Origin of the sequence: Sphingobium phenoxybenzoativorans, assembly GCF_018286635.1 — a bacterium.
Taxonomy (GTDB): domain Bacteria; phylum Pseudomonadota; class Alphaproteobacteria; order Sphingomonadales; family Sphingomonadaceae; genus Sphingobium; species Sphingobium phenoxybenzoativorans.
Window position 1 is genome coordinate 1,669,052 of record NZ_CP073910.1, and the last position, 19,705, is coordinate 1,688,756.

Annotated in this window: 18 protein-coding genes; 11 read left to right on the top strand and 7 right to left on the bottom strand. The window is 60.8% G+C overall.

The window, feature by feature from the left end:
* The first annotated feature begins 2 nt into the window (after positions 1-2).
* From KFK14_RS08070 to KFK14_RS08080, 3 genes are all read left to right on the top strand, one after another.
* Positions 3-989, top strand: coding sequence for an alpha-ketoacid dehydrogenase subunit beta (locus KFK14_RS08070; protein ID WP_212610508.1), 987 nt, complete (start codon positions 3-5; stop codon positions 987-989).
* A 12-nt stretch (positions 990-1,001) separates the two neighbouring features.
* Positions 1,002-1,244, top strand: a complete 243-nt coding sequence (locus KFK14_RS08075; protein ID WP_246524964.1) for a biotin/lipoyl-containing protein — start codon at positions 1,002-1,004, stop codon at positions 1,242-1,244.
* A 109-nt stretch (positions 1,245-1,353) separates the two neighbouring features.
* Positions 1,354-3,321 carry a pyrroloquinoline quinone-dependent dehydrogenase gene (locus KFK14_RS08080; RefSeq protein WP_212610509.1) on the top strand — a complete coding sequence of 656 codons (1,968 nt, stop codon included), beginning with the start codon at positions 1,354-1,356 and terminating at the stop codon, positions 3,319-3,321.
* Here the strand turns inward: KFK14_RS08080 and KFK14_RS08085 are convergent.
* Entirely contained in the window at positions 3,294-4,832 is a 1,539-nt protein-coding gene (locus KFK14_RS08085) for a tetratricopeptide repeat protein (protein WP_212610510.1), read from the bottom strand. The two genes, KFK14_RS08080 and KFK14_RS08085, sit on opposite strands and share 28 nt — an antisense overlap.
* 180 nt (positions 4,833-5,012) lie before the next feature.
* Positions 5,013-5,558, bottom strand: coding sequence for a nuclear transport factor 2 family protein (locus KFK14_RS08090; RefSeq protein WP_212610511.1), 546 nt, complete (start codon positions 5,556-5,558; stop codon positions 5,013-5,015).
* Positions 5,559-5,638: 80 nt separating this feature from the next.
* Here KFK14_RS08090 and KFK14_RS08095 point away from each other — a divergent pair, with 80 nt between their 5' ends.
* Positions 5,639-6,127: a nuclear transport factor 2 family protein gene (locus tag KFK14_RS08095; protein ID WP_212610512.1), complete on the top strand. Its 489-nt coding sequence runs from the start codon at positions 5,639-5,641 to the stop codon at positions 6,125-6,127.
* A 5-nt stretch (positions 6,128-6,132) separates the two neighbouring features.
* Here the strand turns inward: KFK14_RS08095 and KFK14_RS08100 are convergent, their stop codons facing one another.
* Complete coding sequence (locus KFK14_RS08100; RefSeq protein ID WP_212610513.1) at positions 6,133-6,840, bottom strand: TetR/AcrR family transcriptional regulator; 708 nt, start codon at positions 6,838-6,840, stop codon at positions 6,133-6,135.
* A gap of 277 nt (positions 6,841-7,117) precedes the next feature.
* Here KFK14_RS08100 and KFK14_RS08105 point away from each other — a divergent pair, with 277 nt between their 5' ends.
* The 5 genes from KFK14_RS08105 (at position 7,118) to KFK14_RS08125 (ending at position 14,369) form a co-directional block, all read left to right on the top strand.
* Positions 7,118-8,404, top strand: coding sequence for a M24 family metallopeptidase (locus tag KFK14_RS08105; protein ID WP_212610514.1), 1,287 nt, complete (start codon positions 7,118-7,120; stop codon positions 8,402-8,404).
* A gap of 82 nt (positions 8,405-8,486) precedes the next feature.
* Positions 8,487-10,421: an outer membrane protein assembly factor BamB family protein gene (locus KFK14_RS08110; RefSeq protein ID WP_246524965.1), complete on the top strand. Its 1,935-nt coding sequence runs from the start codon at positions 8,487-8,489 to the stop codon at positions 10,419-10,421.
* 262 nt (positions 10,422-10,683) lie between these two features.
* On the top strand, positions 10,684-12,615 hold the full coding sequence (locus KFK14_RS08115) for a flavin-containing monooxygenase (protein ID WP_212610515.1): 1,932 nt from the start codon (positions 10,684-10,686) through the stop codon (positions 12,613-12,615).
* 37 nt (positions 12,616-12,652) lie between these two features.
* Complete coding sequence (locus KFK14_RS08120; RefSeq protein WP_212610516.1) at positions 12,653-13,399, top strand: SDR family NAD(P)-dependent oxidoreductase; 747 nt, start codon at positions 12,653-12,655, stop codon at positions 13,397-13,399.
* 16 nt (positions 13,400-13,415) lie between these two features.
* A complete protein-coding gene (locus tag KFK14_RS08125) occupies positions 13,416-14,369 on the top strand; it encodes an alpha/beta hydrolase (protein ID WP_212610517.1) in 954 nt (317 codons plus the stop codon).
* A gap of 33 nt (positions 14,370-14,402) precedes the next feature.
* On the opposite strand, the gene KFK14_RS08130 is transcribed toward KFK14_RS08125, so the two are convergent.
* From KFK14_RS08130 to KFK14_RS08140, 3 genes are read right to left on the bottom strand one after another with little or no spacing between them, the layout of a single operon-like run.
* Entirely contained in the window at positions 14,403-15,179 is a 777-nt protein-coding gene (locus tag KFK14_RS08130) for an enoyl-CoA hydratase/isomerase family protein (protein WP_212610518.1), read from the bottom strand.
* A complete protein-coding gene (locus KFK14_RS08135) occupies positions 15,176-15,733 on the bottom strand; it encodes a nuclear transport factor 2 family protein (RefSeq protein ID WP_070152451.1) in 558 nt (185 codons plus the stop codon). The genes KFK14_RS08130 and KFK14_RS08135 overlap by 4 nt, the downstream gene beginning before the upstream one ends.
* 34 nt (positions 15,734-15,767) lie before the next feature.
* Positions 15,768-17,168 carry an FAD-dependent oxidoreductase gene (locus KFK14_RS08140; protein ID WP_212610519.1) on the bottom strand — a complete coding sequence of 467 codons (1,401 nt, stop codon included), beginning with the start codon at positions 17,166-17,168 and terminating at the stop codon, positions 15,768-15,770.
* Positions 17,169-17,258: 90 nt separating this feature from the next.
* Between KFK14_RS08140 and KFK14_RS08145 the strand changes: the two genes are divergently transcribed.
* Entirely contained in the window at positions 17,259-17,834 is a 576-nt protein-coding gene (locus tag KFK14_RS08145; RefSeq protein WP_246524966.1) for a VOC family protein, read from the top strand.
* Between the two features lie 45 nt (positions 17,835-17,879).
* On the opposite strand, the gene KFK14_RS08150 is transcribed toward KFK14_RS08145, so the two are convergent.
* On the bottom strand, positions 17,880-18,785 hold the full coding sequence (locus KFK14_RS08150) for an SDR family oxidoreductase (protein WP_212610520.1): 906 nt from the start codon (positions 18,783-18,785) through the stop codon (positions 17,880-17,882).
* 217 nt (positions 18,786-19,002) lie between these two features.
* Here KFK14_RS08150 and KFK14_RS08155 point away from each other — a divergent pair, with 217 nt between their 5' ends.
* The gene (locus tag KFK14_RS08155) at positions 19,003-19,704 is read left to right on the top strand and encodes an SDR family NAD(P)-dependent oxidoreductase (protein WP_212610521.1); all 702 of its coding nucleotides are present in this window, start codon (positions 19,003-19,005) and stop codon (positions 19,702-19,704) included.
* Position 19,705 lies beyond the last annotated feature (1 nt).

Genomic DNA, 19,705 nt, shown 5'->3' on the forward strand with positions numbered 1-19,705 from the left:
CGATGGCACGAATAACATTTCTGGAGGCGATCCGCGCAGCCCAGCTCGAAGAGATGCAGCGCGATGACAAGGTCTTCATCATGGGTGAGGATATTGTCTGCAACGTCTTTGGCACCACGACGGATTTTGTCGAGAATTTCGGGTTGGAGCGGGTGCGGGATACGCCCATTTCCGAAAATGGTTTTGTCGGCGCGGGGGCGGGCGCGGCGATGGTCGGCATGCGCCCGATCGTCGATGTCACGCTGTCCTCCTTCCTCTATCCGGCGATGGACCAGATCGTCAGCATCATCGCAAAATCGCGCTATATCTATGGCGGGCAGGCCAGCCTGCCGCTGGTGGTGCGCAGTTGCATGTTCTACGGCAATTCCAACGCCGCACAGCATTCCGACCGGCCCTATCCCATGCTGATGGGCGTGCCGGGGCTGAAGATCATTGTGCCCTCCGGCCCACGCGACATGAAGGGCATGCTGAAGGCGGCGATCCGCGACAATGATCCCGTCTTCTGTTTTGAGGATGCAACCCTTTGGTCCGGCAAGGAAGAGGTGCCGGACGACCCCGACTTCATCGTGCCGATCGGCAAGGCCGAGGTGAAGCGCGAAGGAACGGACGTCAGTATCTTCGCCATTGGTGGCGCGGTTCCCATGGCGATGGCTGCGGCGAAGATACTGGCGGACGAAAGCATATCGGCGGAAGTCGTTGACCCCCGCACTTTGTCGCCGCTGGACCGGGAGGCGATCCTGAAGTCCGCGCGCAAGACTGGGCGTGTTGTTGCGGTCGACCCGGCGCATCTGACTTGCAGTGCCGCGAGCGAGATTTCCGCTATCGTGGTGGAGGATGCCTTCGATACGTTGCGCGCGCCGATCGTGCGCGTGACCACGCCGGACACGCATATGCCGTTCAGTCCAGTGATCGAGAAAGCACTTTACCCCAACAAGGAACGGATCGTGGCGGCTGTGCGCAAGGTCGTCGGCTTGCCGGTGCCTGCCTGAAGCAAGGAGAATATGATGGCGACGGTGGATGTGCTGCTGCCCCAGTTTGGGATGGGCATGCAGGATGGCGAGATTATCCGATGGCTGAAGTCGGTGGGCGACATGGTCGAAGCTGGTGAGTTGCTGGTCGAAGTGGAGGCGGCGAAGACCACTGTGGAAGTGCCGTCCCCGGCCAGTGGGAAGCTGGTCGAGATCGTCGCGCAGGAAGGCGAGACAGTGGATGTGCGCGCTGTGATCGCACGGCTGGAGAACTGACCCGCTCCGCTGCGGCACAGGCTATTGAGGATAAGAGATGCAAATGCGCGCGCCGGCCCAATCCCGCAGATGGTTCCGCAGGAAGCGGTTCCTGATCCCGGCGGTCCTTATGATGATCCTTGCGCTGCTTGCGCTCTACCTGTGGATGCCGCGCCCCCTGCCGCCGCTAGTCATTCCATCGGGAGAGCCGCAAAGCTCAAGTTGGGATGATTGGGGCGGGTCGCGCGGCGGCGACCGTTATGCGCCCATCGGCCAGATCCGTCCCGGCAACGTCATGCATCTGCAGGTCGCCTGGACCTATAGCAGCGGCGAGATGAAGCGGCGCAGCGCCGCGATGCTGACCAACAGCACGGTCGAGACGACGCCGATCCTGGCGGCAGGATCGCTGATAACTTGCACGCCTTTCGGCCGGATAGTTGCGCTTGACCCGGCAACCGGGCGCGAAAAATGGGTGCATGACAGCAAGATCGATCCGAACTTCGTCATTCCCAACCAATATATCTGCCGCGGCGTGTCGCAGTGGATCGATAATGCAGTTCCCGCCGGCGCGCCTTGCCGACATCGCATCATCGCCGCGACTGTGGACCTGCGCATGATCGCCATCGACGCCACAAATGGGAGAAGCTGCGCCGGGTTCGGCAAGGATGGGTCGATCAAGGTGGTGGAGGCCGTGCCGCCACGCCACCTGGGGGAACTCAAGCTGGCGTCGCCGCCCGCGATTGTCGGCGACGTGGCCGTTGTCGGATCGATGGTGCTCGACAATGTGCGGGCTGCCGCGCCGCGCGGGACCATCAACGGTTATGACGTGCGGACCGGCGCGCTGCTATGGTCGTTCGAGCCGATCCCGCAGGATAAGGGGCCGACGGACAAGGATTGGATAGGCGACGCCCGGCATCATGCGGGCGCGGCCAACATGTGGTCGGTGATGTCGGTGGACAGTGAGCGCAATCTGGTGTTCGTGCCGACATCCAGCGCCTCGCCAGACTATTATGGCGGCCTGCGTCCGGGCGATAATCGCTACGCCAATTCCATCGTCGCGCTGGACGGCAAGACAGGAAAGGTCGTGTGGCACCAGCAACTCGTGCATCACGACATCTGGGATTATGACACGCCGTCACAACCAGTGCTGGTCGATGTGACGCGGAACGGGGCGAGCGTGCCCGCCGTCATCCAGCCGACCAAGCAGGGTTTCATCTTCGTCTTTGACCGGCGCAACGGCACGCCGCTGTTCCCCATCGACGAAGTTCCGGTGCCGCAGGGTGCGGTGGAGGGTGAGTGGCTTTCCAAGACGCAGCCGGTCCCCCGCTTGCCCAAGCCGCTGTTCAATACAAGGCTTCGGCCTGAGGACGCCTATGGCTTTACCTTCTGGGATCGCGGCAAGTGCCGCGACCTGATCGCCAAGCATCGTTACGAAGGGCTGTTCACGCCCCCCAGTACGCAGGGCACGATCACCTATCCGGCGGCATCGGGCGGCGCGAACTGGGGTTCCGCCTCGGTCGACCCTGGCAATCAGATCATGTTTGTCAATTCGAGCCGGGTAGCGTCGTTGATCACGCTCATTCCGCGCCGCAAGTCGGCGGGCAGTTCGGTCGAGTTGAGCGCGATAGCGGACGTGTCGCCAATGGACGGCACGCCCTATGAGGTTAAGCGCGAATTTCTGCTCTCGCCCTGGGGGGCGCCCTGCACGCCTCCTCCCTGGGGTGGCCTGACCGCAATCGACCTCAAGAGCGGCAAGACCCTGTGGGATGTGCCGCTGGGCACGATCGACGATAAGCTGCCGTTCAAGCCCGCGCTGAACTGGAAGCTTGGTACGCCCAATATCGGTGGGACCATCGTCACGCGCGGCGGGGTGCTGTTCGTCGCAGCGACGATGGATCGCTATCTGCGCGCCTTTAACATGAAGACGGGCGCGGAACTGTGGAAGGCGAAGCTGCCCGCGGGCAGCCAGTCCACGCCGATGACCTATATGGCGGGCGGGCGGCAGTTCGTGGTGATGGCGACCGGCCAGCATATGTGGTTCCAGACCCCCGCCGGAGATTCACTCATTGCCTATGCCTTGCCCACGGCCAAGCGGTGAGGGCGGCCGTGCCCGGCCGGCACCACATCGAACGCAAAGCTGATGCGCGGGCGTGTTCCGCCAAAGGGCAGGGTGCGGTGGTAATAATAGGATGGGAACAGGATCATTCGCCCGGCGGCCGGGGCGATCCGGTGAAGCCCTTCGCTCGGTCCAAGACCATCGGGGGCTTTTCCAATCTCGAACCAGCCCGCAGGCGCTTCGGCCGGATTGACCGCATCCTCATCGGGATAATAGACGCCGGACAGCCAGTTCGGCGCATGAATGTGGGGACCGACTTCGCCGCCAGGCTGCAGAGCCGTACCCCACAGGGTAATCGTCCACTCCTTTGGTTGCGCGGCGATAAAGGGATGATCCCCGGCCGGAAGATCGGCCATATAGGTAATGACAGCGGTCCGGGCCATCTGGGCGAGCTGACCGAGCGGACCGCTTTCTCCGGCAAGTTCGCTGCTCTGGTGTCCGGCCCGCGTGACCAGCCCCTCTGGTTCGAAGGTGAGCGAGGCGTGATGGCGCAGAGCGTTGCAAAGCGCCCGCCCGAAAGGAGCCAGGTCCCCGCCGCCTGGAGCGGTTTCATGATCCAGGATACGAACGAAACGGTCGATGCCCAGCAAATGGTCGCGTTCCGCCTGTCGGTCCAATTGACCCAGCGCAAGCGTCCTGAGCGCAAGAGCGCTGGTGCCCGGATTGGGTCTGCGCCCCGCATCCTCGCATATGGTGAGCGCTGCCTGCGGATCGCCAGCTTTCAACAGCATCGTGGCGAAATTTACATACAGCATCTGCTGATCTGGCGCGAGAATGATCGCCTGCCGATGGCTGGCGGCGGCCTCGTCGTGGCGGCCAAGCTTTTCCAGCAGCAAGGCCTTGTTGGCGAAGGCTGGCCAATGCGTGGGGCGCGATGCCAGCGTTTGATCCAGTTGGTTGAGAGCTGCGGCTGGATCGCCAGCGGCCTCCAGCGCGAGGGCGCGGCTTACGCCAGCCTCCGCATATCCGGGGCGATGCGTCAGGGCGATGTCATACGCCCGGATCGCCTCGTCATTCCGGGCCATGCGGGAGAAGGCGACGCCCAGATTGTTCCAGGCCTCCGGATAGGCCGTGCGGATCGCGACGGCATGGCGAAGATGCGGGATCGCTTCATCGGGACGGTCGGCGGCGAGCAGAGCGGAACCCAGATTATTGCGCGCGCCGGGGGCGTCGGGTTGGATTGCCACGGCGCGTTCGAGGACTGTGATGGCTTCATCGAGGCGTCCCGTATTTTTGAGCGCGGCTCCATAGTTGGCGAGCTTGGCCGGCGCGTTCGGATCGGCCGCAACAGCACGGGCAAAGGCGTCACAGGCGGCTTCATTATGGCCGCAACGCTGTTCGACGATGCCAAGGACGGTGAAGCCATCCGGATGTCCCGGAGCTTTGGCGAACAGGGCATCCAATATTGTTCGCGCCGCCCCCGGCGTTGGTCCCTGCGCCGTCTCCGCCGCCCTTGCGAGAAGCGCGGAAATCTCTGTTTGCCCGGCGGGCATCACACGCAGTTCCCTCTTTTCGATCCGTTACAATCAGAAGGAGTAGGATGGTGATTGCCGATCTTCCCGGCCGCAATGCGCAGGCGACCGGACTCATGCCCCCGCCGGTGCTTGTGGTCGATGGCGATTACAACATCCATTGAGGTGCGCCCGGCCGTGCGCTTTTCCGGCGTCGCCGGGTCATTGCTGACCCATGGCGACGCGGCTTTGGCCCGGCTTGCGATAATCGGGATGCGCCGGACTTGCGTTGGTGAGCCGGTTCAGCCCCTGCATGATTTCGGGCAGCCGCTGTTCCGCAATGTCGCCAAAGCCGAGCAGGACGTGCTTGCGCGCGGCGATGCCCCAATGGCCGTCCCGTTTTTCGAAACGGTCCAGATACCAGCCGAAATATTGGGTGAGACCGTTGCCGGGATCGGCCTCCGTCGAGGATACAGCGATCTGATAACTCACCGTCTCCGCTGTAAATGCGTCGAGGAATGCGATGGTGGGGGAGGCTGTGAAATGCCAACGCCGCGGGAAGGCCGCCTCGATTTCCATGAGCTTGTCTTTGGCGCCACGGCCATCGAGTTTGAAGATGCCATAGTCGACGTCAGCGTCGTCAAAGATCACGCTGTCAAGGAGATCGCCGTCGTGCCAATCGAGCGCATGCCCGTAGCGTTCGAGTTGTTCGCGAATGATTTCAATATCTTCCAGCCGCGTGAGACGGTTTTCGAGCGCCTTGTCCATCGTCCTGCCTCTCCTTCCGACCCCTTCTGATGCGAGGGGTAATATGAACATCCGTATCACAATTACAGTGGAGTAAAAGCATGGATATCGAGACGTTGCTGGCAAAACATGAAATCATGGATTTGCGGCTTGGTTATGCAGCGCATCTCGATGCGCGGGATTATGATTCCTTCATGGATTTGTTTACCGAAGATGCGGTTTGCGAGTTCGGGCCGGAATATGGCGGCGATTGGGTGGGGCGCGCGCAAATCCGGGAACGCTATGAGGATGTCATGCTGTCGGCGGGCGGCGCGTTCGATGCGATCCATGTCGTCACCAATCCCTGGATCACCCTGACCGGGCCGGACACGGCGCATGGGCGCTGGTATCTGCTTGATTGCTTGACGAGGCAAATGCCCGTGACCGGCCTTCACACGCAGGGCGGGCATAACAATCCGCTACTATATCTGGGTATCTATGAGGATGATTACCGGCGCGAGGCGGGCAAATGGCGGATTGCCCGGACCCGCCTTCATTTCTTGTGGCCGGAGCGGAAATTTGAAGCCCTTGCCCATCCCTCGGGGCGCTGATCCGGTCAGCCCTTTTTCACCGCGCCGAGCCGGGCGTAGATGGAGGTCAGCATATCGATCAACCGTCCGCGTTCCGGCTCACTCACGACGCCAATCGCGTTGAGCAGGAAGTTCGCCTTCAACTCGTCGGCCAGCATATCGTTGGGAATTTCTCCCACGGCCCAGCGATGATACATGAGGTATTCGGCGTCGGCAAAGTGCCGGGCCACCCGTTCCTGATCCAGCCCGCTGATCAAAAAGCCCTGCCGCCGGCAGAGATCGAGCCAACGCCAGGCGCGGTCATTGGGGACGGACCGCAACGCCGTTACTGCTTCCACCCTAGGCGTCTGGGAGAAATAGAAGCCAATTGCGACGAGGCCGAATGCCGCTGAACGGAAAAGCTCCGCCACCAGCCAGTCCAGTTCCCTGAACACGGAATCGACGTCCCCGCGCCCCGGATTGATCGCGAGAAAATCCCGGATCGAATCCATATGCTCGTTGATCGCGGCAAGGATGACGCCATCCTTGTCGCCGAATGCGCGGTATATGGTGCGGACCGCGACGTCGGCCTGTTCGCACAGGCGGTTGATCGTCAGCGCCTTCACGCCACCGTCGGCGAGAATGGCGCGCGCTTCCTGCGTGATGCGCTTGCGCCGCCCGATCATGATGGGACTGGAATAGGACCGGCCATGCCGATCCTCGTCGTCCTCATCCTCATCAGGTTCGATCGCCATATAGTCTTCCTAACAGAAGCAACCGGCAATGAAACGATAGATTTCTGGAGAGCGAGTGCCGGAAAATGGCATGCGGAACAGCTTGTCAAAAACAAACATGTATGTTTTATTCTTCCCTCGGATTCTGACGGACGCTTTCCGAAAACAAAAGAAGGGAGGCGCAGAAGCAGTGTAAAAAACTGCCTGCCGTCATAGCTGAACGGAGGAGGATTACGATGACGATATCGGCTGGCAAGACATGCCGAAAGGCGTATCGAGCGGAATTGGCGTCATAGAGATGTCGGCAGAGACCATTGCCCGGCTCCGCGCGATGATGGCGCGGGAAGATATCGACGCCGTCATCCTCTCTCATCCACATGATGTGCGTTATGCGACGGGATATCACAGCGTGCTTGAGCGCTGGACCCAGCAGGAGCCGCTTTGCGGGGCGATTGTTCCGCGCGATGCCAGCAAGCCGGTCACGCTGCTGATCCCCGAAGCAAGCATCGGTGTCATCGCAGTAGGCAATGAACGGGAGCAGCGCATTTTCTGCGATGAGATCCGCACGTTCGACATGCTGAATTTCTGTCAGGTGGCGCGGGCGGACGACCCCGGCGCGCGGCGTTCCGAACTGGCGAGGGCTGCGCTGGGCATCGCCAGCGAGAAGATAAGGGGAGCGTGCCAGCCGGACTTGTTAGCGGCCCTGTCCCAAGGATTGAAGGCGAATGGACTGGATAGGAGGGGCAGGATCGGTTGCGATGACTGGCGCATTGGACATCGCGCGACGCAGGGAATGCAGGTCGACCTGTTCGACGCGCTGGATTTCCTCATGCGCGTGCGGGTCGTGAAAACGCCGGGCGAGATTGCGCGATATCGCAAGGTCGGAAAACTGGCCGATGCCGTGATCGCGCAGGCCGGGCGCGAGGTTGTCCATGGCCGGAGCTGGAGCGAAGTGCAGGCGCGCATCGCCGAGTTCATGGTGAGGAACGAGGTCGTCCCGGTGGATGAAGGCGCGGTGCTCTTTGGCGGCGGATATGATGGCGATTTTATACCGGATCTGTTCAGGACGCCCGTCGACCGGCCCTTGCAATCCGGGGACATCATCATCCTGGAAACGCAGGGTGTGCATGAGGGTTTCTGGATCGACATCAACAGAACGGCGGTCGTCGGCCCGCCTTCCGCGGAGTATCTCCGCCTGCACGATATTCTGCGCGATGCGTTTCTAAAGACGGTCGATCATCTGCGGCCGGGCGTGCACACCGGAGAACTGGCCAAAATCGCGCGCGATCATCTGGTGCAGAATGGCGTCGCCGCTCCGGACAAGCTGTTACTGGTGGCCCATGGCATTGGTTATATGCCGCTGGAAATTCCCGTTCCTTTCCCGTCGCATGGTTTGGCCGGCGTTGCGGGTTTCGAAATGGCGGAGGACATGCTGATCAGCCTGGACTGCCTCTATTTCGGCGGGACGCCGGGGCCCTGCCACATGGAAAATGTCTATGCGATCACATCCGGCGCGCCGGAGCCAATGTATCATGCGCCGCTGGAGTTGTTCGTTGCAGAAGCACCGGAGCTGGCGGGCGCATGAAGCATGGGCAGGCGGGCCCCAGCCCAGCGACGGGACATAATAAAATAAGAGCAGGCGTGTCGACAACGCCGGTGAGAGGGTGATGATGAAGGATTTTAGAGGCGCATTTCTGGCGGCCAGCCTGTTGGTTCTGGGCACGGCGATGTTCGGTGCGGGGCGTCTGGCGGCCGATGCGCCAACCGGGTTGGATCAGTCTCAGCCGGGTTCGCAAGGCTTGTCGCGCATCCGCTCGACTGACGATTTTCAGGCCGATGATGGCTTCCGCATCGATCCGAAAACGCATCCAGGCAAGGCGCTGTTCGCGACCCATTGCGCCATGTGCCATGAGGGCGGCGTGCCCAAGGCGCCTTCTCCGGCATTTCTGGGCATGATGTCGCCGGACGCGATTATCGGGGCGCTGACGGACGGCGTGATGAAGATACAGGGATCGGCGCTGAAGGCGGAAGAACGCAGCGAGCTTGCCGAATATCTGACACGGCGCAAGTTGAGTTCCTATAAGCCCGCTTCGCCACCGCCCATGTGCACGGGAGCGAAGCTGGCCTTCGATATGCAGGACGAGCCACAGCCGGTTGGCTGGGGCTTGGACAATCGCCGTTTCGTGCCTTCCGCGCTGGCCGGACTGGAAAAGACCCAGGTTCCCAAGCTGAAGCTGAAATGGGCCTTCGCATTTCCCGATGCGCTGCGCGCGAGGTCACAGCCCACAGTGGCGTGGGGCGCGCTGTTCGTCGGCAGCCAGGACGGCACCGTCTATGCTTTCGATCTCGACACGGGCTGCGTCAAATGGAAGCAGAGAGTGTCGGCTGAAGTCCGCACGGCCATTGTTCCCGACGCCGCGACGAAACGTCTGTATTTCGGTGATCTGCTTGGCCGTGCCCATGCCGTCGACGCCATGACGGGCAAGGAATTATGGTCCACAAAGATGGACGATCATGCGGATGCCACGATCACCGGCACGCCTGCGCTGGCGGGCGGATCGCTGTTCGTACCAGTATCATCATTGGAGGTTGGACAGGCGGCCGATCCCAAATATCCCTGTTGTTCCTTCCGGGGATCGGTGGCCGCGCTTGACCTGGCGACGGGCGAGGTGCGCTGGCGTGCCTACACTGTGCAGGACGAGCCTGCGCCACAGGGCAAAAATGCGGAGGGGACGATGCTGCTTGGCCCGTCTGGCGCGCCGGTCTGGAACAGCCCCACCTATGATGCCGCACGCAAGCGGATCTATTTCGGCTCCGGGGAAAATTATTCCTCCCCCGCCGACGACAATTCCGATGCCGTTTTCGCCGTTGATGCAGAAACCGGTAAACGCATCTGGCACACGCAATTGACCAAGGGCGACGCCTGGAATGTCGGCTGTATGCTGGGCAGCGATAGTTGCCCGAAAGAAAAAGGTCCCGACCATGACGTCGCCGCATCCACCCTGTTGATCCCTCTTGCCGATGGAAAGCAGATGCTGGTTGCCGGGCAGAAATCCGGTGAAGCCTGGGGTCTTGATCCGGACACTGGCAAAATCCTCTGGACCCGCCGTCTCGGCCATGGCGGCACGCAGGGCGGCGTCCATTTCGGCATGGCGGCAGAGGGCGCGCGCGTCTTTGTGCCGATCAACGATATGGCGGACACCGGTGACGCCCGCGTCTATGACGCCAGCATCCGGGGTTCGGGTCTGCATGCGATTGATGCCGCCACCGGCAAGGTTGTCTGGAACGCGCGTGCGCCGGATTTGTGTGGCGGCGCGAAGTTCTGCGATCCGGGCGTGTCCGCTGCGATCACCGCTATGCCTGGCGTAGTGTTCGCCGGACATCTGGATGGCCGTTTCCGCGCCTATGACAGCGATAGCGGAAAGATCATCTGGGAAGTCGATACGACGAAACCGGTAAAGACGATCACCGGCGTCGAAGGGAAGGGCGGGGCGATGAGCGGCCCAGGCGCGGCCGTGGCGCATGGCCATGTCATCGTGAATTCCGGCTATGGCATGTACAGCCATATGGCAGGCAATCTGTTGATGGTTTTTGCGCCATGACGGCCCGCATTTTCCCTACTCAAAAAAGGATAAAGCATTTGCTTTTATAAAATGAACATGCATGTTCAAAATATGCTGTTCGAGGTCTCGTCAGAAGATTCGTAGCGGCAATTCCGGGGCGGAGTTTCGGGAGAGGATAGGGAAGTTTCTGCGAGGCGCATGCCCGCCTTCAGCCCTTCCGATCCTCCCATTCCATGCCCCGATACATTGAGCGGCACGCGCGCACGCCGTTACCGCCCGATGGAGAGATGAGGAGAGGATCGTGACGGTGAACAGGCAGTCAGCGGTGGATATGAAGGAAAGCCCGGTCGACTCCGCCTTTGTCGCCCGCGCATTGGACCAGGCAAATCTGAACGCTCTGCGGCTGGCGCTCTATCAGGCGACCGGCGACGAAGAACTGGCCGGCATGGATGTCGGGTCAGTGCCCTGGTGGGGCGGCGTATTCCAGGTTGCGGTTCTGTCCGAACAGGATAGCGAGAAGGTCAAGGAGAAGGCCCGCGCGTTTCTGGCCTCGAATGCAGAAAACGCAAGCCAACCTCAGGCCCCGTCCAATCAGGAATTGCGCAATCTGATCGAGACCTTTTCCGGTGGGCCGGTTTCTGACTTCATGGTGGAAATGGGACGGGAGGAACTGTCCTTCGATCCCTATCCGCGCGGGGTCGAATGGACCCGTGAGCCATCGAAGGAAGTGAAGCGCGATTATCACGTCACCGTGATCGGCGCGGGGATTGGAGGCGTGGCCGCTGGAATCCAACTGAAGCGCCTGGGCATTCCCTTCACCATCATCGACGAGAATGATGGCATTGGCGGCACATGGTGGAAGAATGACTATCCTGACGCCCGTGTCGATATTGCCAGCCATCATTTCCAATATTCCTTCATGCAGAACTATCCGTGGAAGCATAATTTCGCCCCCGCAGGCGAGGTGCAGAAATATATTGAGCAGGCTGCGCGCGACCATGACCTGATCCCCAATATCCGCCTGAATACCAAATTGACCGATGCGGAATGGGACGAGGGTCGCGGCCAGTGGCGGCTGACGCTGGAAGGGGAGGGCGCGCCCGAATTGCGGACCAGCGCGATCATAAGCGCTGCCGGTCTGTTCAACCGCCCGAACAAGCCGGACATTGCCGGCCTGGAGAATTTTGAGGGGCCGTGGTTCCACTCGACGGAATGGGACCATGGCGTCGATTATCGCGGCAAGCGGGTCGGTATCGTCGGCGTCGGATCAACCGGCGCCCAGATCATGCCGCGCGTTGCCCAGGATGCGGCGCATGTGTCCGTGTTTCAACGGTCGCCGCAATGGGTAGCCACCGTGGACGGGTACAAGTCCGAGGTGTCGGTCGAAACCCAATGGCTGTTCGACACGGTACCCAATTATTGGAACTGGTATTGTTTCGCCCTGTTTCACGCGATGTTCGGGGATGTTGAGGGGCTGCAAAATGCTGACCCGGCATGGCAGGCCAAAGGCGGCATCATAAGCGAACGCAACGACAATCTGCGCGCCTATCTGACGGAGAATATCAGGAGCAAGCTGGCGGACAGGCCTGACCTGATCGCCAAGCTCATTCCCGATTTTCCGCCCTTCACCAAGCGCACGGTCATCGACAATGGATGGTTCGACGCGCTGCGCCGGAGCAATGTCGATCTGGTGACCGATGGCATCGACCATATCACGTCCGACGCCGTAGTGACGGCGGACGGAACCAAACATCCGGTCGATCTGCTGGTCCTGAGCGCGGGATTCAAGACGGAGGATTATCTCTGGCCCGTGCGCTATTCAGGTGTGAATGGCGTGACGCTGGAACAGGCATGGGCGAAAGATGGCGCGCGGTCCTATCTGGGCATGACGATGCCGCAGTTTCCAAACCTGTTCGTCGTATATGGTCCGAACGGCCAGGCGCGCGCGGGCGGCCTGTTTCCCTGGATCGAGATATGGGTGCGGTACGCCGTCCATTCTATTGTGCATATGATCGAAGCGGGCGCGCATGTGATGGAATGCCGCCAGTCCGTCTTTGACGAATATAACGCCAGAATGGACGAGGCGATGACGCAGTGCATCTGGGACATTCCGGGTCAGAAATCCTATTATCTCAATAAGTTCGGCCGGACGAGCGCCAATATGCCGTGGAAGCCCGACCAATATTATCACTGGATAAAGCAGCCCGATCTCGCGGATTTCGACCTGCGTTGAGCGGCTGGCCCGATAATCGAAAGAGGATGAGGAAGATATGAGCGAAGGCGCACTCGCCAACAGGATCGCGATCGTCACCGGAGCCGCCAGCGGTATCGGCAAGGCGATTGTGGAAGCCTATCACGGAGCCGGAGCCAGGATTCTGGCGGCGGATCTCAACCTGCCGGAATTTCCCGAACTTGCCGGCAGTGACCGGATCGTGACCCTGGTTGCCGACGTTACCGCGGAGGACGCGCCGGACAAGATTGTGAAAGCGGCGATAGAGGCGTTTGGCGGTCTCGACATTCTCGTCAACAATGCCGGCATATGCCTTCCCGGATCGATCGAGGACCAGAGCCTTGCAAGCTGGGAAAAAACGCTGGCCATCAACGTCACGGCGCCTTTCCGGCTGACCCAGGCTGCGCTGCCCCATATGAAGGAGAAGGGCTGGGGCAGGATCATCAATCTGGGATCGATCATGTCGGATTTCGGCGGACCGTTCCTTTGCGCCTATGGCATGTCCAAACATGCGATGGCGGGCTTCACCAAATCGCTGGCAGTCGACCTTGGCAAATATGGGATCACCGCCAACTATCTGCAGCCCGGATCAATCTGGACCGGCATGTCCAAGCCCTTCATGGAGGATCAGTCTTTCCTCGATTACTGGAACACCAAGACGCCGGTTGGCAGGCTTGGCGAGCCGGAGGAAGTGGCGGCGCCCGCACTTTTCCTGGCCACCGACGAAGCGCGGTTCATCACGGGTGCGGGTATCCGCATCTGCGGCGGCGCAATGGCCAGCTTCTGAGATTCCGGAGAGACATATGAGCAGCAGACATCTGATCGAAACAGACTTGATCGCGACGCTGGAGGCATTGCCCGTCATCGATTTCGCCACCGTGGATCTTCCGCCGCTTCGCGCGGCCATGGACCAGATGTTCGCGGACATGCCGATGCCGGAAGGTCTGCCGGTATCGGTGGAGCGCAAGAGCGTGCCTGGTGAAAATGGCGCGCCGGATGTCGGCATCATGATCTACACGCCGACGGCTGGCGAGGCTCCTTTCCCGGCGCTGCTGCACATCCATGGCGGCGGCTATGTGATTGGATCGGCGGCCATGACCGAAGCCGCAAATCGCGCGCGGGCGGCGGAGATGGGATGCGTTATTGTCTCAGTCGACTATCGTTTGGCGCCTGAAACGGCCCATCCCGGTCCGATCGAGGATTGCTATGCGGCGCTGCGCTATCTCCATGGGAATGCGGGTGCGCTGAACGTGGACAGCAAGCGGATCGGCGTTACCGGTGAAAGCGCAGGGGGCGGGCTTGCCGCCGCGCTGGCGGTGATGGCGCGGGATAAGGGCGAATTCCCCATCGCCTTTCAGCACCTGATTTATCCGATGCTCGACGACCGCACCTGCACCATGGCTGAGCCGCATCCCCATTGCGGCGAATTTATCTGGACGCCGGACCAGAACCGCTTCGGCTGGAGCGCCTATTTGGGGCATGCGCCGGGAGCTGAAGCCAGGCCCTACGCCGCAGCGGCCCGCTCGGATGATTTGAGCGGACTGCCTCCCGCATTCATCGCGGTGGGCGCGATCGACCTTTTCATGGAAGAAAATCTGGAGTTTGCGCGACGTTTGACGCGGGCGGGCGTCCCCGTGGAACTGCATGTCTATCCCGGCGCCTTTCACGGATTTGACATGGCGGCCGATGCCGCAGTGTCCAAAGCGTTCAAATGGAACAGCGACGATGCGCTGAGCCGGGCGATGGCCCGGCGCTGATGGCTTTTCCGCGCGCCTCGCCGCGCGGGAAGATCAGCTCTGAAAGCGGCAGAAGGTGGCGTCCCGGCCTTGGCTGAATGCGGCAACGCCTTCCTGGCTGTCAGCCGATTTCAATGTCGCCTCCCCAAATGCGCGGCCGAAACGCAGACTCTGATCTATCGGCATATCGGCCGCCATCTCGTAAAGCAGCTTGCCGTTGCGGATGGCCTCCCAGCTATTTTGCAGCATGGCGTGCGCGACATCGAGCGCGCGTTGACGCAACTGGGCGGAAGGCACGATTTCGCTGATGACGCCAAGCCCATACATCCGGGTGGCGGAAAGCGGCTCGCCCGTTAAAATCATGGACAGCGCCGTCGAGCGCGGCACCTGTCGCGCCAAGCGCTGCACGCCGCCCGCAAAGGCAAAGAGGCCGCGCTTCACCTCACTCAAGCCGAACATCGCGTGATCGGCGGCGATCACGATGTCGCAGGCAAGAGCGATCTCAAACCCGCCCGCAACCGCCATGCCGTTGACGGCCGCAATAAGCGGCTTTGTACGCCTGCGCTCGGTAATGCCGGCAAAGCCGCGTCCGGGGATCAGGCCATGGCCGACCCCGATTTCTGCAGCTTCCTTCATGTCCATACCGGCGCAGAAGGCGCGCTCACCGCTTCCGGTGATAATGATCGCGCCTATGCTGTCGTTGCTTTCGGCCAATCCGATATGGCTGTCTATCGCGGCGGATGTTTCCGAATCGATGGCGTTACGGCGCTCCTCCCGGTCTATGATCAGCAGAAGCACCGGGCCGTGCCTCTCGACAATCAGGCCGCTCATGCCTCCCGGCCCCTGGATTTTTCATAAGCAATCCAGCTTGGCAGCCGTTCCGGGAAATCGGCGGGCTTGGGTTCTGCATAGGCATGATTGCGATTTGGGCCGCTCAGGATGTCGGGATATTCCGACACAGGGACATAATAGAGGAAGTTGATGGTCCTTCGGGCGAAGCGCCAGCCCTTGTCGGTATTGCGATAAACATCATCATAGCGAATGGCGGTCACCATCATCTTGCCATTCCGCCACAGTTCGGCGTGCCCGATGACCCTTCCGGTCGCCTCCTCTTTTCCATCGCCCACGAAATCGATCTGGATATCGTGCATGAAATGATGGCCGGGGCCAAGCACGTCGAAGCGGCCATGAAATTGCTGGATGATCGCTTCCACGCCGGTAGCGTTCATAACGCCGTCCGCTGAGCGCAGCACTGCATCGTCAGCGAAAAGCGTATAGGCCTCATCGATCAGCCGGTCGTCCAGATAGAAGCAGTATCGCGCAACAAGCTGACGGATCTGCGATTCCGCCTCCAGGCGTGCGATGCGGTCTTCCAAGCTGCTCATGATCCTGTCTCCTGCAAATGCTGTTGTCGGTGAATTATGATGTGGCGGCCAGGGGCGCATGCAGCCGCGCCAGCGCAGCCGCCTCCCGCCCGGCAGTCAGCCCGAATATGATCGCATTGCCGATGGATGCTCCACCCGACGCGTAGCATTCGCCGAACATGCCACCGGTCGTCTCTCCCGCTGCATAGAGACCGGGGATCGGCCTGTCCGCCGCGTCCAATACCTGCGCCCGTGTGTCGATCCGCAGTCCTGTCCCCGTCCAGCAGATGATTGCTGCGCAAATTCGTGCAGCATAAAAGGGTGGCGAGGTAATCGGGCGCAGGAACGATGCAGGCTTGAAGAAGCCGCCATCCGCTTTGTCGGACACATGGTCGTTATAGCGATTGACGGTGGTGTGCAGCACGTCCGGGGATATGCCGATACGTTCGGCCAGTCCCGCTATGCTGTCGGCCTTTTCCAAAGTTCCGGCAGCGACAAATTCGTCGAGCCGGTCTGCTGTCCAGTTGGGAGCCGGCCGGTAAGACGTTGTCTTGGAGGCCATCCGCGACGCTTCGTCGAAAATGCCAAAGGCGATGCGATCCTCCTGTTCGCCAAGGACGGCCGCCATCACCGAATATTCGATGCTTTCATCGACAAAGCGCCGGCCCTCGCGATTGACCATCATCAGCCAGCCGGGAACATAGCTTTCCAACTCTTTCGCAAAACCAGGCGTCAAAAGGAGCAATCCCCGATTGGCCGCGCTGATCTGGCCGCCTGCGGCCTGCGCCATGAGAATGCCGTCCCCGCGGCAGGTCGGCGCGCCGATATACCAATGCTGGTCCCCATGGATGGCGGCGTCAGGATATAATTGCGCCAGCATCGCCGGATTGGCGCCGAAGCCACCCGTCGTAATTATCGTGGCGCTGCTGCGTACCGGTTGCCCGTCAACGATTACGCCGCATATCCGGCCTTCTTCGATCAGAAGCGTTTCCACACGGGTTTCCAGGGCGACATCCACGGATCTTCCCGCGAAGGAGCCTTCCAGTGCCTCCGCAATGGCGGCCCCGCCTCCCGCAGCCCTATGCCCACGGCGAACCTTGTCGACCCCGGACATGTATAGGTCTTCCGCCCGGAATTCGACGCCAATCGATCGCAGCCATTCGAAGGCTGCAGGCGAGTCATCGCACAGTTTGCGGACCAGCGAGGCCTCCAACTTATATTGGTTGAGCGTCATATAATATTGAAAGACAGCGTCTGGGGCGTCTCCTTCGATCCCGGCCTCGCGCTGGAGAGAAGTTCCGGCGGCGTAAAAGACCCCACCGGACAGCGCTGTCGATCCACCGGCGCGCGCCGCCGCCTCCACGATCAATACGCTCGCACCATTTTCGGAAGCCGCTGAAGCTGCGGCGAGGCCCGCGCCGCCCGCGCCCACTATGATGACGTCATAGTCGGTCATGCCATTCGCTCTCCGTCCATAGCGGCATTCCGCTGATTGCCTGTGCTTGCATCGCGCGTTCGGCTCGCGCTCTTTTTGGCCACTGCTGACATGGCCATCAAAGGAGGGTTGAAAAAAACAGTCAAGTTTGTTTTGTTATTGACGGAAAATATGCGGCGAACGGGGCATCTGCGCGCCGCGAAAGGAGAGACGATGATTCTGGGCATGCACCATGTGGCTATATCCACGCCGGATATTGACCGGTTCATCGACCATTATGAACGCTGGTACGGCTTCCAGCGTGTCGCGGATGGCGGATGGCAGAGCGACAATGAGCGGGTAGGGCGGATGGTGCAACTGCCCGGTTCAGCGGCGCGCTATGCCATGATCCGCCTGAATGATTTTTATATTGAGGTTTTCCAGTATCTTGAACCGCAAGGTGAACGGCTCGAACGCAGAATGTGCGATCCCGGCTTGATCCATATCTGCCTGTATGTGGATGACGCTTGGGCGGAATATGAGCGGCTTTCCGCGCTGGGTATGGAATTCCATTGCGAGCCGGGCGGGGCGGGCACGATGCTCGCAACCTATGGACGTGATTGCGACGGGAATGTCGTTGAGCTTCTGGAAGTGATCGCGCAGGATCACCCCTTTCCATATCTGGGCGCGCGACAGTCCGCCTTATAAAGCCCGGCCATACGGCAGAATCTCTGCCGGATGCCGGTCGTTGGATTACGCCGCGCCGCCTTCGTTGAAATAATCGGGCATGCCGCCCGGCCAGATGACGCCCCACTGCGCCTGGCCGCCATCCAATATCATGAGGTCGCCATTGATGAAGCGGGCGGCTGGGGAAGCAAAATAAGCGATGGCTTCGGCCACGTCCCAGGCGTCGCCGCGCATCTTCATGGGGTTCGCCTGATGGAAGCGGGCGAGGGCTTCCTCGGGATACATGGCGAACCCTTCCGTCTCGATGACGCCGGGGCCGATGCAATTGATGCGGATGTTGAACGGCGCCCATTCGGTCGCGAGCGTTTTCGACAGATAGATGACGCCCGCCCGCGCCGCGCATGTATGCGCGGCTTGCGGCATGCCGCGTTCGACATTGGCGACGATGTTGATGATGTTGCCCGGCTTGCCATCGGTGCGCCAGCGCTTGGCGGCTTCCTGCATCATCCACCAGGTGCCGTTGAGATTGGTGTCTATGACGGCCAGCCAGCCCTTGCGCGTGAAATCGATGGCGTCCTGGGGAAACTGACCGCCGGCATTGTTCACGACAGTATTGATGCCGCCAAACTTGTCATGCACCGAGCCAATCAGTTCCTCGACCGCTTCCGGGTCCCGGATGGTCGTGGTCTGGATGAAAATTTCCTTGCCAGTCTCCTTGGCGATCACATCGCGCGTACGTTCCAGTTTCTCGACATCGCGGCCGCAGATAGCGACATTGGCGCCAAGGCGTACGGCCAGAAAGGCGGCGGCCTTGCCCATTCCGCTGCCGCCGCCGGTGATGAGCAAAGTCTGCCCATCGAGCAGATCGGGGCGGTACACCGTGGCTTTTTCCGCGAGATCCTGTTCCGTCAGGCCACGCTTTGGCCTGGTCGGATCGTTAAGGTCCGGCCGGAAGATTTTGGGTGCCGTCATACTCTTCGTCCTCTCATGGGCGATCGTCGCGGCTGCCCGCGAATCCGCTCCTTCTTCTATCTGTAAAGAGGAGTAGCAAGGCCAAAATAAAAAACAAACAAGAATGTCTTTATTTGCAACAGCATCGCGATCATTAAATAAGTCGATTGACTGAAAAATAATCATCTTTAGGCTTGGGAGGACGATAGAAATCGCCTTCGGATGGGAGAGAATGCAAATGACGGGACAGCGCGTGGCGTTGGTGACTGGGGCGGCGCAGGGCATCGGTTATGGCGTGGCGCAGCGTCTGGGCGCGCTGGGCCATCATGTTGCGCTGTTCGATCGCGACGCTGCGCTGTTGACTCAAGCCGAGCAGGCATTGCGTGGTGAGGGGTTGGACGTGTCTGCGCTGGAAGGCGATGTCGCATCCGATGCTTCTGCGAAAGAGGCCATTGCCTTGGTCGAAAAGCGCTTCGGGCGGCTGGATATCCTTATCAACAATGCGGGGATCAGCCCCAGTCATGGCGGATATTCGCAGCTCGTCGAGGATGTGCCCCTGGAGGAATGGGATCGTGTTCTCGCGGTGAATCTGACCGGCACATTCTACATGTGCCGCCATGCCCTGCCGCTGATGAAAGCAAGGAAGTGGGGGCGGATCGTCAATTTCTCGTCGCAGGGCGGACGGATGCGTTCGCTCCTTTCGGGCGCACATTATGCTGCGACCAAGGCTGGCTTGATCGGCTTTACCCGCGTCCTGGCGGGGCAGGTTGGCGGACATGGCATCACTGCCAACTGCATCGCGCCGGGGCGGATCGATACGGAGCAGAGCCGCAGTTTCGGCGACACCGATACCTACCTCAAGCAACTCCCCGTCGGGCGGTTTGGCGAGGCCGCCGATATAGGGGACTGTCAGGATTTCCGTGTGTGGGCGGGCGGTTAAA

Coding starts and splice junctions, on each gene's coding strand:
- KFK14_RS08075 (WP_246524964.1), top strand. CDS start 1,002: ATGATGGCGACGGTGGATGTGCTGCTGCCCCAGTTTGGGATGGGCATG.
- KFK14_RS08130 (WP_212610518.1), bottom strand. CDS start 15,179: ATGAGCGGCCTGATTGTCGAGAGGCACGGCCCGGTGCTTCTGCTGATC.
- KFK14_RS08145 (WP_246524966.1), top strand. CDS start 17,259: ATGGCCATCAAAGGAGGGTTGAAAAAAACAGTCAAGTTTGTTTTGTTA.
- KFK14_RS08085 (WP_212610510.1), bottom strand. CDS start 4,832: ATGCCCGCCGGGCAAACAGAGATTTCCGCGCTTCTCGCAAGGGCGGCG.
- KFK14_RS08155 (WP_212610521.1), top strand. CDS start 19,003: ATGACGGGACAGCGCGTGGCGTTGGTGACTGGGGCGGCGCAGGGCATC.
- KFK14_RS08100 (WP_212610513.1), bottom strand. CDS start 6,840: ATGGCGATCGAACCTGATGAGGATGAGGACGACGAGGATCGGCATGGC.
- KFK14_RS08080 (WP_212610509.1), top strand. CDS start 1,354: ATGATGATCCTTGCGCTGCTTGCGCTCTACCTGTGGATGCCGCGCCCC.
- KFK14_RS08135 (WP_070152451.1), bottom strand. CDS start 15,733: ATGAGCAGCTTGGAAGACCGCATCGCACGCCTGGAGGCGGAATCGCAG.
- KFK14_RS08105 (WP_212610514.1), top strand. CDS start 7,118: ATGTCGGCAGAGACCATTGCCCGGCTCCGCGCGATGATGGCGCGGGAA.
- KFK14_RS08150 (WP_212610520.1), bottom strand. CDS start 18,785: ATGACGGCACCCAAAATCTTCCGGCCGGACCTTAACGATCCGACCAGG.
- KFK14_RS08125 (WP_212610517.1), top strand. CDS start 13,416: ATGAGCAGCAGACATCTGATCGAAACAGACTTGATCGCGACGCTGGAG.
- KFK14_RS08090 (WP_212610511.1), bottom strand. CDS start 5,558: ATGGACAAGGCGCTCGAAAACCGTCTCACGCGGCTGGAAGATATTGAA.
- KFK14_RS08095 (WP_212610512.1), top strand. CDS start 5,639: ATGGATATCGAGACGTTGCTGGCAAAACATGAAATCATGGATTTGCGG.
- KFK14_RS08140 (WP_212610519.1), bottom strand. CDS start 17,168: ATGACCGACTATGACGTCATCATAGTGGGCGCGGGCGGCGCGGGCCTC.
- KFK14_RS08120 (WP_212610516.1), top strand. CDS start 12,653: ATGAGCGAAGGCGCACTCGCCAACAGGATCGCGATCGTCACCGGAGCC.
- KFK14_RS08070 (WP_212610508.1), top strand. CDS start 3: ATGGCACGAATAACATTTCTGGAGGCGATCCGCGCAGCCCAGCTCGAA.
- KFK14_RS08110 (WP_246524965.1), top strand. CDS start 8,487: ATGATGAAGGATTTTAGAGGCGCATTTCTGGCGGCCAGCCTGTTGGTT.